Below are 13,256 nucleotides of genomic sequence, written 5' to 3'. Positions count from 1 at the left end.
ATGAAATTACGAATACTAATATTTTTTCTTTTTGGATTAAATTTTTTAGCGAAGAGCCAAAGTTGCGTTGGACCTGCAGGTCAAGTTAAATGGAGCTATTGGACAGGATTTAAAAGCACGCCAGATACAAGTGCATTGTATGCTTTAGAGTTTTTTCCAGAGACTCCTGATGGTTTTCAAATGATTCCCACGGTAAGTACACCATTAAATTTCACGGATTATTATGCGGGTTTGGTTAGGGGATTCATAAAAGTACCTACTACCGCTACCTATACTTTTAATGTTACGGGAGATGATAAAGTTCTATTCTATTTAAGTACAGATTCTAGTCCTGCTCATAAAGTCAAAAGGGCAGAGGTTCCTGCTTATACGGGTACTCTAGAATATGACAAATATCCGGTTCAAACTTCTTCTTCCATAACTTTAACAGGAGGGCAATATTATTATTTTGAAATCCTGAATTTCGAAGGCGGAGGTGGAGATTTTGTGAATTTGTTTTGGAAAAAGAATGGAGATGCGAACTGGCTTATTGTAGACTTCAACAACATTTATGAATATGCATGCGAAGGTAGTTGCCCTGCTAGAGGAACGCTTTGCAATGACGGAAACAGTTTAACAAGTAACGACCAACAAGACGGATTTTGTAATTGTGTTGGAACTGCCCCGACAGCTAACGCTTGTGTAGGTGAAAAGGGAGTTTTACAAGCTTATTATTACGATAACATAACAGGCTCTTATGTAGAAAACGATTTATTAAATTCCCCGAATTTTCCGCTAATACCTGATAGGATGGAAAAACTAAAAGGGGTTTTTGGTCCACTAGAACAATCCACAAGAGACAATTACGGCACTTTGGTACAAGGATTCTTAACAGTTCCAGTTTCTGGAAATTATGAGTTTAATCTAACAGGAGACAATCAAACATTCTTTTTCTTAAGTAAAAATGACTCTATACAATACAAACAAAATCACCAAATGTTTGCTTTTTATGGAGTTGGAGAATACGAACACAACAACTCTACGATGCAAAATTCTGGGCCGATTTTTCTAGAAAAAGGGAAATATTATTATTTCGAATTCAGACACAAGGAAAATTCTTGGCGAGACCATTTCCATTTGTTTTGGAAAACACCTTTTCATCCACAAAAGACTTGGAAAAAAATCCCTGATTTTTATATATTCGATTATAATTGTGAGATTTCATGTATCGCTCAAAACACCCCTTGCGACGATGGTAATGCTTTTACCAATAATGACAAAATTGATGCAAATTGTAACTGTGTTGGCACCCCTTGCTCTGGCCCAGATTGTAATGATTTAGGGGCTAAATACCAATTGTATGCCGACTGTTCGCCTACAGATAATCTCAATCCAATCGAAGAAGCCTCTTGGACTTCATGCCTTACTGCGGCAAATCCAAATTCTGCTAGAATCGGAAACCAGCACTGGATAAAATACGATTTTGATGATATTTATAGTTTTAAGGAATCTCGAGTTTGGAATTATAATGTTACAGGCCAAACAAACAAAGGTTTTAGACAAGTCGTAATTGATTATTCTGTAGATGGTACCACATGGTTGCCACTTGGTGGGACTTACACTTGGTCACAAGCTCCAGGCTTGGTTGATTATTCTGGATTTGTTGGCCCTAATTTTAATAATATTAAAGCTAAGCATATTTTGATAACAGCTTTAAATAACCATGGCAATGCTACTTGTAGTGGTTTCAGTAAAATTACTTTCGAAGCAGACCTATGTAACCCAATAAATACTCCTTGTGACGACGGAGACCCTTTAACATCTTATGATAAATTTGATGCAAATTGTAATTGCAGAGGTGTAGATATAAATTGTGGTTCAGATACTTTGGTTTTAGGTAAAATGGACTTAGTAGATCCAACTTTTGCCGCAAAAAAACAAATAGAATCAATCAGTAAAGTGCCTAATTCTCAAAATATCCATTTTACAGCTGGTAATAGTATCGTTTTGTTGCCTGGTTTTGAAGTTAGAAATTCGGCGGTTTTTTCGGCGGAAATTGCTGATTGTATACAACAACAATTTATGGCAAACCAAGCTTTGGGTCAGCAGCAAATTCAAGAAAAGAATGCGTCTAAGAATTTATCGGTTGCAGAAGAAAACGGAACAACCAAAACTATAATTTATAGACTAAATGAACCTGGAGAAGTGCTTTTGCAGTTAAAAAATGCCAAAGGAAATGTAATTGTTACGCTTTCTGAAGGATTTCAAGAAAACCTGGGAACTCAAACTAAGTATATACCAACCCAAAAACTCAAGAAAGGTAAGTATGAAATAATGTTAAAAATCAATAAGAATATTATTTCAGAATACTTTGAGGTAAATTAAAAATAACCTTCTATTACTTGTTGGATTTTAGAAACAGGAACTAACATTGGTTTCTGCGTAATGGTTATAGCTACTTTGGTTTCGGCACCTGCTTCTGGCAGTACTTGATAATTGCCTTTTACGGCTCCTATCATAGTTTTAAGGCTAAATGTCCCAGTTTTTTGATCTCCTTGGAATATTCCTCCTTGGGTTTGTATTGCCTTATGAGCATTTACTACAAAATCTGCCGGTGAACCTGGAAACTTGATATTAAAAGATGATGCCATTGTGGTATTTTTTATGTTTTTCTAAAATTACTTAAAAATTGATTAATGTACAACTAACTCATTTCCCCTTAAAACAGGCAATACGTCGTACAGATTTTTTTGTAAACAGTAATTAATGTCTTTGTGTATTCCTAAACCTTGCAATCTGCGAATATGCGAAGCATTTGCTAAATATCCTGCCATGTTGTCTTTAGCTTGTTGATAGGTCCTCATAGCCAGAATTGCCGAATCCTCACCAACAAAGTATTCATCTTTTAATGCATCAACTACAGCACCAGCAAAAAGCGTGTCTTCTAAGTTTGGTCTGCCTTTCCATCCAGCACACAGCACCAAAACATCATAAGGTTGATTTTTTAGATGATTTACCACAGCCTCAAGATTTAGAAAAGCTCCAACAATAACCTTTACTGCATCATTTTTTGCTTTGGCTATAGAAAGTGTGCCATTGGTTGTTGTCATGGCTATTTTTCCACCAATCAGTCGTTCGTCCATATAGCTAAAAGGGGAATTGTCAAGGTCAAATCCCTCTACTTTCTCTGCATTTCTTTCGGCGGCGGCTATGTACCCCATGTTTTGAAGTTGTTTGCATTCCTCAACACTTGCTACAGGAATTATACTTTTCACGCCATAGGCAAAGCCCGTAACCACACACGAAGTAGCTCTAAAAATGTCTGTAACCACTACTATAGAATTGTTGATTTTGTGTAAATGCAATAAATCAGGGCTAAGACAAACGTCAATGTTTTTCATTTAAAAATTAAAATTTGGGCAAAAATAAAAATAAAAATGGTAGGATTTTAGGTAAAATAAATAAAGTCTACTAAAGCTTAAACAATACAAGTATGGTAAAAAATAAAGAATAATAATTGAAGAATTAAGATATCAGTACTTTGACAAATTTAAAGTAATTGCTAAAAATAAGTGGTTTATGAATCAACATTTTCTCCATTATTATAAAAATACTCAGGAGAAATATCATAATCCATCAAATGATTATCATTTGATTCAACGATTTTTGACCAAAAAATTTCACCAAAAACACCTAATTGAGCATTATTAAAAACAGATTCATTTAATAAATTTTTAACTCCCTTATGATGAATATGATTTTGAATTATCGGAAAAATATCTAATTTTTTGATTTGTCCGTCATTGAATATGCCAGTAATTTGAAATGGCTCGATGTTGATTATTTTGTTTATTTTTAGCATATTATAGTTAATTCAAAAGTATTTTTTAAAGAAATTAAGAAAATCTCCTTTTTGTATTAATGATAATTTGCTATCCTTAATTTAAAACTTGAAGTCATTTACTTTTGTCTCTTTATCAATAAATTCCAATTTGTCATTTGAAACCAAATATTTCATTCTAATAACGGAATTTGCTTTTTCCATTATAATTGAGTCATTTTTGAAGAAAGTAAAAATAAAATTTTCTCTTTTAGATTCTTTCTTTTCCCATTTTCCTATTATTTCTGCATTACAACTTTCCTCTTTACATTGTTTATATCCAAAGTAAAGAATTAAAATATTATTGCCGAAATAATTGAAAATTACTTTGCTTTTTTTGTCCAATAAAGTTGAATTTACTTTCTTGAAAATTTTAATTAAGTACACCCTTCCTATCCCTCAAAACATCCAAATCAATATCTAAATTAACTTTGCCTCTGTATTCGATGAGCTTCAATCTTTCTTCATGCTCTTTACGCTCTTTTTTCGTTTTCTTTCTATTCTTGTTTTCCATATTTGTTTTTAAAAACTAAATTTAATAATAAAACATCAAATTCTACATTTCCTCAATTCCAAACTTCCATTTTCCCTCATTTCTACCTACCTTTGCAGACTTTTTAATTAATTTTTAACCATTTAAGGAAATCATGACAACAGACGCGTTGAAAGATTTGAGAGCCAGAGTGTCGGCTTTGAGGAGGTATCTTTGACTACGATAACCGGAAAGAGAAGCTCGGGGATTTAGAAAATCAACAGGCCCAACCGGAGTTCTGGAACGACTCCGATCATGCACAAAAAATTGTAAAGGAAATCCAGACCCTAAAAAACTGGACAGAATACTACGAAGAAGCTGAAACTTCGATCAGCGATTTAGAAACGCTTCATGAGTTCTATCAAATGAACGAAGTAAGTGAGGAAGAAATTAAAGCTGAAGGCAAAAAAACAGAAGCAATCATTGAGGAACTCGAACTTAAGAAAATGCTTTCTAACGAGGAAGATCAGTTTTCGGCGGTAATAGAAATCAACTCAGGTGCGGGTGGTACAGAAAGCCAAGACTGGGCGAGTATACTGTACCGTATGTACCTCATGTGGGCTCAAAAGCACAATTATAAAGTAACGCAAATTGACTGGCAAGACGGTGATGGAGCTGGTATCAAGTCGGCTTCAATGCAGATTGACGGCCCAATGGCCTATGGGTTTTTGAAGTCCGAAAATGGTGTTCACCGATTGGTGCGTATTTCGCCATTTGACTCTAATGCACGTCGACATACTTCTTTTGCTTCTGTGTACGCCTATCCATTGGTGGATGATACCATTGAAATTGATATAAACCCTGGCGATATTGAGTTTCATACTTCTCGCTCTGGTGGTGCAGGTGGACAGAATGTAAACAAGGTAGAAACCAAGGTACAGCTGACGCACAAACCTTCGGGAATTGTAATTGTTTGCCAAATAGAGCGTAGCCAGTTGGCCAACAAAGAACACGCGATGAATATGCTAAAGTCGCGTTTGTACCAGATAGAAGTAGAAAAGCGAAATGCAGCGAGGAGTGACATAGAAGCTTCAAAGAAAAATATCGAATGGGGTTCGCAAATTCGCAACTATGTATTTCACCCATACAAGCTCGTAAAAGATGCACGGTCAGGCCACGAAACCTCGGATATACAATCTGTTATGGACGGCGGCTTAGACGATTTTATAAAGGCTTATTTGATGATGGATTAATAATTGGGATTTAGTATCAAAAAAGGCCCTTTCAATTCCTGAAATGGCCTTTTTTGATTTTTTCCCCCAAAGGTTCCCTATTCTAAATGTAAAGTTTATATCCGATTTCGTGGTTATTAAAAATAGTATTTACTAAATATTTATCTCCAAAATTTTCGAAAACTATGTAGAAAGTAGTATTCGAATTCATCTTGAACATAGCATAATACCTGCCGTATTTTTGATTTTTACATTTATATTTAGGTTTTTTATTGATTTTAGAAATAAAGTCATAAATTCGATTTACATAGTTTTCGGCAGATTCTACAAAACCGAAATAATCATTTTCCCAAAGAATATGCACTAATTCTTGTAATTTATTATCTAGAGCAGGAGATAAGCTTATTTCGACCATAAACTTCTGACATACCTTAAAGTATTTTCTCTAGATTCCTCAATAGTTATCCCATCATTAAATTTTTTCAAAAACTCTTCTTCTGTTATTTCATTTTCAGAATTTTCATTTTTTATTTGAAAATCAATATTCAAGGCTTTTGCCATATTTGCAAATGCTCTTATTTGTTTTTTATTATTTGGATGAATTATTATGCTTTCCATCTAGAATATCTATTTTTAGAGAATGAATAACAAATATATTTAATTTGAGTTGAAAATGAAGTGGCTTATTCAAATTGATTAAAAAAATCCCATAATATCAGAAACTAAAATAAAAGACACCCTCTGAACTCAGAAAGTGTCTTTAAATTTTTCACCAAAACCTAAAATCTAAAATCTAAAATCTAAAATCTAAAATCATAAATCTAAAATCAAATCAAGCTTGCTTCGTGAACTGAACGTTCAAAATCAATTTCACATCGTCGCTAACCACAACTCCGCCAGCTTCTGTAATACCTGACCAAGTCAAACCAAAATCTTTACGGTTGATTTTGCCGGAAATCTCAAATCCTGCTTTTGTTTGTCCGTAAAAATCCGTCATTAATCCGCCGAATTCAGCATCTAATGCTATTTCTTTTGTTACGTCTTTGATGGTCAAATTACCTTTCAAAACGTTATTGGCGTAAGCTGTTGAAACAAAATTCAAGGTTGGGAATGCTTCAGCATCAAAAAATTCACCTGATTTCAGGTGTCCGTCACGTTGCTCATTTCCAGTTGAGATAGAGTCAATTTGTGCCGAAAAACTGATTTGAGCATTTTCAAATGAATCTTCATTTGCAGTTTCTGCAGTTGCGTCATAAGCTTTGAAGTCGCCAGTTACTGTACTGATCATTAAGTGTTTTACCTTGAATTGCACTTCTGAGTGCATTGGGTCTATTTTCCAGATTGCCATTTTATTTTTATTTTATGTTTTTACAATTAATGTATATACATCTATTAAATAAACTTAGTTCATTTTATTTTAAAATATTTTTTCTAAACCATAAAATGGGGACTTATGATTAAATTGCAATTCAAAATTTAAATTATGAGCAACAGAATATTAGAACGTAGAAAGAGAGGGTTTTTAGGAGAAGATTTTAAATTGAAATCTTGGGATTTGGTGCAACCATTTTACGAAAATCTTAAAAACCGAGAGATAAATTCGAAGGAAGAATTAGAAAAATGGCTGAAAGACCGCAGTGAATTGGAATCGTATTTGTCGGAAAATATGGCTTGGCGTTATATAAAAATGACTTGCGATACGTCCGACCAAGAAAATCAGAAAGCTTACCAATTTTTCGTGGAAGAAATTTCACCTAAAACGGCCATCTACTCTGACGAGTTGAACAAAAAATCTTTGGAATTAGCTGAAAAGTTTGGTTTATCTGGCGAAGGTTATGACATAATGCTAAGAGGTTTGCGTAAATCTGTTGAGATTTTCCGTGAAGCCAATATTGAATTAGACACTAAAATTTCGCTTAAACAAACAGAATATCAGGGAATTACGGGTGGTATGACTGTAGAAATAAACGGTGAAGAAATGACAATGCCTAAGGCAGCGACATTATTGCAAGCCGTAAAAAGAGAAACCCGTGAAAATGCATGGCTAAAAATATCAGAAAGAAGATATGCTGAAAGAGACAAATTGGATGTGATTTTTAATGAGTTGAGAGATCTTCGTCATCAGGAAGCATTGAATGCTGACTTTCAGAATTTCCGCGATTACATGTTTGCAGCAATGGGAAGGTTTGATTATACGCCTGCAGATTGTTTCGATTTTCATGAAGCAGTAGCGGAGACTGTTTTACCAATCGTTAACGAAATGGTGTTTGACAGGAAAACCAAAATGAACCTTGGTGATTTAAGACCATGGGATTTAAAAGTAGATGCGGAAGGAAGAACACCTCTGAAACCATTCAAAGATGGTGCAGATTTGTTAAATAAAACAGAAGTATGTTTTGAAAAGATTGACCCTAAACTTTCAGAATATGTGAAAATCATGCGAGCAATGGGCCATTTTGACGTGGAATCTCGCAAAGGAAAAGCTCCAGGGGGCTATAATTATCCTTTGGAAGAGATCGGAGTGCCATTTATATTTATGAATGCCACAGATAGCTTAAGAGATTTGGTAACTATGGTCCATGAAGGTGGTCATGCTATTCACTCATTTGAAGTAAGAAATTACCCTATCAATGCTTTCAGAAATCCGACAATGGAGGTAGCAGAATTGGCCTCAATGAGTATGGAACTGATTTCGATGGAACATTGGGATACTTTTTTCACGGATGAAAAAGAACTGAAAAGAGCTAAAATAGAACACCTAGAGGATATTTTGACAGTTTTGCCTTGGATAGCAACAGTTGATAAATTCCAACATTGGATTTACGAAAATCCTACACATTCTGTCGAGGAAAGAAAGTCTGCTTGGAATAGAATTAATGAAGAATTTTCGGATAATGTAACTGATTGGACAGGTTTTGAGCATTTCAGAGCGTATTCTTGGCAGCGTCAATTACACATTTTCGAGGTGCCATTTTATTACATAGAATATGGTATGGCTCAGTTAGGAGCTATAAGTGTATGGCGAAATTATAAAAAAGACCCTAAAAAAGGTCTTGAAGGATATTTAGCTGCATTAAAATTAGGTTATACCCTAACAATAAAAGAGATATATGAAGCGGCTGGTATTAAGTTCGATTTTTCGAAAGCCTACATTGCTGAATTGATGGATTTTGTAAAAGCAGAATTGGCCGAATTGAAAGCGTAGGCGTTTAAAAGTTGATTCATAAAAAAGGTATCTCTAAATATTTGGAGATACCTTTTTTCGTAATTCGGAAGTTTATATACTTAAATCGATCACAGATTCTTCTGACAATTTTAAAGTATTCATAACATTCTGCAAGTTGTTTTTATCAATAATATTTGCAAATTTCCCTGGTACTATAACCACTCTAAAAGTCTTATTTAATCTCCAAGAATTGTTCAAAACTAAAGGGTCAAAATTTGCGTCTAAGAAAATACTAAAGTCCGCTTTAGTAAAGTCAAAATTGTATTGCAGAATGCCTTCATTGAAAGTATAAATTTGAGGTAAGGGTTTCCAAATATCAGCTCCTTTCTTGTCCACACCACTTAATTCATACACTAACAACACGTCAGAATTATAAATAATTGGGTCGAGATTATAAAAATTTCGAAATTCATTGCCTTTGGTAAAGTCTGCCTTTACCTCGAAAACTTCCGCCAATATTTCGTTAGTAATTGGTGCTGGGTTATCATAAAAAGTACATGAGTTAAAAAGTACAGTGGAACTTAGAGCGAAGAATGCAAATAGCTTTTTCATGATCGTAATATTTAAGTGAAATTCTTTTTTACTGAGATTTATCACTTAGATGCAAATACCAATAGGCGGGTTTGCATGAAAAAACTAAAGAACTAAGACTTTTTTATAACATGCTAATAATCAATGTTAAGGAAATTGTTAATGCTTCTTTAGGCCAAATAAAATTTTTGAAAATCAATCATTAATATATCAATACCTATTGGCAAAACTTTCCAAAAGTTTCTCCAACCAAACTTTGTCTACTTCTGAAAAGTCGTCTAAAACATCCGAATCAATATCCAAAACACCTATGATTTCTTTTTTAGCATTAAAAACGGGTAAGACAATTTCTGATTTTGAGGCAGAACTACAAGCGATATGACCAGGGAATTGATCAACATCTGGAACCAAGACAGTTGCTTTTGTCGAAAAACAATGGCCACACACCCCTCTATCATACCGTATACGTGTACAGGCGATTGGCCCTTGGAATGGCCCTAGAACCAATTCTCCCGCATTGTTATCCAAGTAAAAACCAACCCAATAAAAACCGAAAGCTTGTTTTAAGGCTGCAGATATATTTGCCAAGTTAGCTATTAAGTCAGTTTCAGATGAAAACAAAACCTCAATTTGCGGCAAAATATATTTATAGATTTCCTCTCGGACATTTGTTTCTGGAATAAAAAGACTTTCTGCCATATAATTTTAATTTCGGCAAAAGTGCAAATAATATTTTTCATTAATATTTGATTTCGTCGAAAAAATTTCAATTTTTGCTTTTAAATACAAAACCTATGGATAAAAAAGAATTCGCACTGCTAGCCGTTGGAGAACTGCTGGGTGATTTTATCGGCTCAGAAGTAACCGAGAATATTTTTAACACTTCAAAATTCGAAAGATTTCAAGGTGGAAGCCCTGCCAATTTAGCTTCAAATATGGCAAGACTTGGGTATAATACCGCCATTGTAAGTGCAGTTGGCAATGACGGCTTAGGTAAGTATTTGATTCAAAAGGTAAATGAAGCTGGGGTAGATACTACCAACGTAATTGTTCATCCTACAGAGCCAACAAGTATAGTTTTGGTTTCTAGAACGACAGGAACGCCAGATTTTATACCCTATCGTACGGCTGACAAAATGATAGAAAAGTTTAATATTACAGATCAGCTTTTACAGAAAGCCTCAATTTTTCACACAACATGTTGGCCATTGAGCAAGCAGCCGGCCCAATCTGCAGTTTTAGATGCCGCCAAAAGGGCCAAAGCTTTGGGATGCATATTGAGTGCGGACTTAAACTACGCCGAGAAAGTTTGGCCAGAAAGACATGTGGCTCATGCTATAATAAAAGAATATCTGTCTTTCGGGGCCTTGATAAAACTTAGTGAAGATGACGCCAAAAGGTTTTATGGTGAGGAGATAGAAAGAGAGAGAATTTTTGCCAATTTTCATGAATGGGGAGCTGAGCTGATATGCTATACCATGGGGGAAAAAGGTAGTATTGTATCTTATGAAAATGGCACAAAACAGATATATGATAAACCTCAGGCAGTTAATGTGATAGATGCAACTGGAGCGGGTGATTCTTTTTGGGCGGGATTTTTAGCGGCCTATCTTGAAAAACAACCAATAGAAGTTTGTGCAAAAGCAGGAGCCAACATGGCCAAAATAAAATTAACAACAGTTGGGCCAATCAAACAAGACGTTGATATAGATAGATTATTTAGCTAAGGGAATGTCGTAAAATGCCTTTTAAAAGTCGCAATGCGTCATCAAATTATAATAGAATCATGCTTAATTTTGAAGAAAAATCTTAAGAAATGGAAGAATATATATTTGAGAAAGACATTGTTATAGCATGCAAAAGAGCTGAGTCATTTCCAGAAGGTGTACAAGAAGCTTTCGAAACATTACATGCCGCTATTCCTTTTTCAATGACTAGGAAGTTCATGAGTTTTTCGTGGATGAATGCCTCCAATGAAATCATTTATCTTGCTGGTGCTGAAATACTAGAGGGAGAAAGTTTTCCTGAATTGGAAACATTTATTTTAAAAAAAGGAAAATATCGCGGCACAATCATAGAAAATTTTATTCAGGATATTCCTCAAATGGGCCTTCTTTTCCAAGAATTATGCAAAGATCCAGACCTCGACCCCGCAGGCTATTGCGTAGAATGGTATTTTAATGAAAAAGATGTAAAGTGTTTTGTGAAATTAAAGGACTGAATCACAACACTGGAACTCAATTTCCATATTATAAGTTTACAAAAAAAATTAACCCTATAAAAATATGAAAAAAGACAAAATCATTTATTGGATTTCCACAGGATTTATTTTTTTGTTTGAAGGGCTTATGCCTGCTCTCACTTCTCAAACCGAACTCGCCAAAGAAGGTATTGCACATTTAGGATATCAACCTTATTTTGGTGTTATGCTTACTGTTTTTAAAGTATTTGGGGCACTTGCTTTGATTTTACCACAAGTTCCTGCTAAAATAAAAGAGTGGGCATATGCTGGATTTGGATTCGTATTTATTGCAGCTTTTGTAGGTCATGCCAATGTTGATGGTCTGAATTTCATGGCATTTTTTCCACTTATAGTTTTCGGAATCATGATAGTCTCTTATTTGTATTTCCACAAACTGAAGAGACAAATTTGAATTTAATTTAAAATTTAATCCTATTGTATTATGAACAAAAACAAAATTATTTTTTGGGCCACAACAGTAATCGTTGCTGTTTTAGTAGGTTTGACACCTATACTTACTTGGAATTCTCCAGATGGGAAAGTCATGATGGAACACTTAGGTTATCCCGATTATTTTGCACCAATGTTAAATATTTTCAAAATCCTAGGTGCAATTGCACTTTTGGTACCGCAAATTCCAGGTAAAATAAAAGAATGGGCTTACGCAGGATTTGCCTTTGATTTTATAGCAGCTACTGTTAGTTTGGTGGTGATTGATGGGCCTATTGGTCAGTCTTTTATTCCATTGGTATTTTTGGTGATTTTAGCTGTATCGTATATTTATAGAGGAAAACTGTCAAACGCGTAATCGTAAAACTTTGAGATTTTTAGGAAAGTAAAAGATGGTTGATTTATTACAAAATCAGCTATTTTGTTTTATAACCTTTTCGCTTCTTCCCAAAAAATATCCATTTCAGCAAGTGTCATCTCTGAAAGTTTCTTTCCCATTTCTGCGGCTTTATTTTCTAGATATTGGAATCGATGAATGAATTTTTTATTGGTACGCTCCAATGCCGTTTCTGGATTAATATCTATAAATCTTGCATAGTTTACTAGCGAAAACAAAACGTCGCCAAATTCTCCTTCGGCTTTTTCTTTATCAATGGTTTCTTGCGTTTCGGCGTTAAAATGCTCTTTAAATTCCTGCATTTCTTCCTCCACTTTAGCCCAAACTTGAGCTTTTTCTTCCCAATCAAAGCCAACCCCACGAGCTTTTTCTTGTATTCGCATAGCTTTTACAAGTGCAGGTAAAGATTTAGGAACACCACCCAGAACCGACTTATTGCCTTCTTTTAGCTTTAGCTGCTCCCAGTTTCTTTTTACATCTTCTTCGTTTTCTACTTTTACATCGCCATAAATATGCGGATGTCTATTTATGAGTTTTTCGCAGATTCCGTTCAGTACTTCTGTTATATCGAAATCTTCAGTTTCAGAGCCAATTTTTGCATAGAAAACCAAGTGAAGCATTATATCTCCAAGTTCTTTTTTAATTTCTTGAAGGTCATTTTCTAGTATAGCATCCGAAAGTTCATAAGTTTCTTCTATGGTCAAATGCCTAAGAGATTCAAAAGTCTGTTTCATATCCCACGGACATTTGGCTCTTAAATCGTCCATGATATCAAGCAGCCTATTGAAAGCCAAAAGTTCGTTGCTTCTATTTTTTGAAAAAGGCAAAGGTAGTTTTACAGACATAT

Annotated in this window: 17 protein-coding genes; 7 read left to right on the top strand and 10 right to left on the bottom strand. The window is 34.6% G+C overall.

Translation table 11 applies throughout. The features are described from left to right. The gene (locus tag EGI22_RS07570; RefSeq protein ID WP_255067518.1) at positions 1-2,364 is read left to right on the top strand and encodes a PA14 domain-containing protein; all 2,364 of its coding nucleotides are present in this window, start codon (positions 1-3) and stop codon (positions 2,362-2,364) included. On the opposite strand, the gene EGI22_RS07565 is transcribed toward EGI22_RS07570, so the two are convergent. The 4 genes from EGI22_RS07565 to EGI22_RS07550 form a co-directional block, all read right to left on the bottom strand. After that, entirely contained in the window at positions 2,361-2,630 is a 270-nt protein-coding gene (locus EGI22_RS07565; protein WP_255067517.1) for a hypothetical protein, read from the bottom strand. The genes EGI22_RS07570 and EGI22_RS07565 overlap by 4 nt on opposite strands. 42 nt (positions 2,631-2,672) lie before the next feature. Further along, positions 2,673-3,380 (bottom strand): 2-phosphosulfolactate phosphatase, encoded by a 708-nt coding sequence (locus tag EGI22_RS07560; RefSeq protein ID WP_255067516.1) that lies wholly within the window; start codon positions 3,378-3,380, stop codon positions 2,673-2,675. Between the two features lie 176 nt (positions 3,381-3,556). Further along, complete coding sequence (locus EGI22_RS07555) at positions 3,557-3,841, bottom strand: DUF2442 domain-containing protein (RefSeq protein ID WP_255067515.1); 285 nt, start codon at positions 3,839-3,841, stop codon at positions 3,557-3,559. Between the two features lie 391 nt (positions 3,842-4,232). Next, entirely contained in the window at positions 4,233-4,373 is a 141-nt protein-coding gene (locus tag EGI22_RS07550; RefSeq protein ID WP_255067514.1) for a hypothetical protein, read from the bottom strand. Positions 4,374-4,506: 133 nt separating this feature from the next. Between EGI22_RS07550 and prfB the strand changes: the two genes are divergently transcribed. Continuing rightward, positions 4,507-5,584 (top strand): peptide chain release factor 2 gene (gene prfB, locus EGI22_RS07545; protein WP_255067513.1). Its coding sequence is split into 2 segments (ribosomal slippage): positions 4,507-4,557 and positions 4,559-5,584, totalling 1,077 coding nucleotides; the frame shifts between segments, so codons are not numbered across the junction. Between the two features lie 82 nt (positions 5,585-5,666). Here the strand turns inward: prfB and EGI22_RS07540 are convergent. The 3 genes from EGI22_RS07540 to EGI22_RS07530 all read right to left on the bottom strand — a co-directional run bounded on the left by EGI22_RS07540 (position 5,667) and on the right by EGI22_RS07530 (position 6,911). Beyond that, on the bottom strand, positions 5,667-5,978 hold the full coding sequence (locus EGI22_RS07540; protein WP_255067512.1) for a hypothetical protein: 312 nt from the start codon (positions 5,976-5,978) through the stop codon (positions 5,667-5,669). After that, positions 5,966-6,181, bottom strand: a complete 216-nt coding sequence (locus tag EGI22_RS07535; RefSeq protein ID WP_255067511.1) for a DUF2683 family protein — start codon at positions 6,179-6,181, stop codon at positions 5,966-5,968. Before EGI22_RS07535 ends, EGI22_RS07540 begins: the two co-directional genes overlap by 13 nt. A gap of 214 nt (positions 6,182-6,395) precedes the next feature. Continuing rightward, positions 6,396-6,911, bottom strand: a complete 516-nt coding sequence (locus tag EGI22_RS07530) for a YceI family protein (RefSeq protein ID WP_255067510.1) — start codon at positions 6,909-6,911, stop codon at positions 6,396-6,398. Positions 6,912-7,046: 135 nt separating this feature from the next. Between EGI22_RS07530 and EGI22_RS07525 the strand changes: the two genes are divergently transcribed. Beyond that, positions 7,047-8,768 (top strand): M3 family oligoendopeptidase, encoded by a 1,722-nt coding sequence (locus EGI22_RS07525; RefSeq protein WP_255067509.1) that lies wholly within the window; start codon positions 7,047-7,049, stop codon positions 8,766-8,768. Positions 8,769-8,840: 72 nt separating this feature from the next. Here the strand turns inward: EGI22_RS07525 and EGI22_RS07520 are convergent, their stop codons facing one another. Together EGI22_RS07520 and EGI22_RS07515 are read right to left on the bottom strand one after the other, a co-directional pair. Beyond that, complete coding sequence (locus EGI22_RS07520) at positions 8,841-9,341, bottom strand: hypothetical protein (RefSeq protein ID WP_255067508.1); 501 nt, start codon at positions 9,339-9,341, stop codon at positions 8,841-8,843. Positions 9,342-9,530: 189 nt separating this feature from the next. Then, complete coding sequence (locus tag EGI22_RS07515; RefSeq protein WP_255067507.1) at positions 9,531-10,019, bottom strand: GAF domain-containing protein; 489 nt, start codon at positions 10,017-10,019, stop codon at positions 9,531-9,533. Positions 10,020-10,114: 95 nt separating this feature from the next. On the opposite strand from EGI22_RS07515, the gene EGI22_RS07510 reads away from it, so the two are divergent. The 4 genes from EGI22_RS07510 (at position 10,115) to EGI22_RS07495 (ending at position 12,370) form a co-directional block, all read left to right on the top strand. Then, positions 10,115-11,047 (top strand): carbohydrate kinase family protein, encoded by a 933-nt coding sequence (locus EGI22_RS07510; RefSeq protein WP_255067506.1) that lies wholly within the window; start codon positions 10,115-10,117, stop codon positions 11,045-11,047. 89 nt (positions 11,048-11,136) lie between these two features. Then, positions 11,137-11,541 carry a transcriptional regulator gene (locus EGI22_RS07505; RefSeq protein WP_255067505.1) on the top strand — a complete coding sequence of 135 codons (405 nt, stop codon included), beginning with the start codon at positions 11,137-11,139 and terminating at the stop codon, positions 11,539-11,541. A 64-nt stretch (positions 11,542-11,605) separates the two neighbouring features. Next, positions 11,606-11,974 carry a DoxX family protein gene (locus EGI22_RS07500; RefSeq protein WP_255067504.1) on the top strand — a complete coding sequence of 123 codons (369 nt, stop codon included), beginning with the start codon at positions 11,606-11,608 and terminating at the stop codon, positions 11,972-11,974. A 30-nt stretch (positions 11,975-12,004) separates the two neighbouring features. Continuing rightward, positions 12,005-12,370, top strand: a complete 366-nt coding sequence (locus EGI22_RS07495) for a DoxX family protein (protein WP_255067503.1) — start codon at positions 12,005-12,007, stop codon at positions 12,368-12,370. A gap of 68 nt (positions 12,371-12,438) precedes the next feature. Here the strand turns inward: EGI22_RS07495 and mazG are convergent, their stop codons facing one another. Beyond that, complete coding sequence (gene mazG, locus EGI22_RS07490; protein WP_255067502.1) at positions 12,439-13,254, bottom strand: nucleoside triphosphate pyrophosphohydrolase; 816 nt, start codon at positions 13,252-13,254, stop codon at positions 12,439-12,441. Positions 13,255-13,256 lie beyond the last annotated feature (2 nt).

The sequence above is a fragment of the Lacihabitans sp. LS3-19 genome (genome assembly GCF_024343575.1).
GTDB lineage: Bacteria > Bacteroidota > Bacteroidia > Cytophagales > Spirosomataceae > Leadbetterella.
The sequence above is the reverse complement of the archived record's forward strand: the minus strand, read 5'-3'. Positions and strand labels throughout refer to the sequence as shown.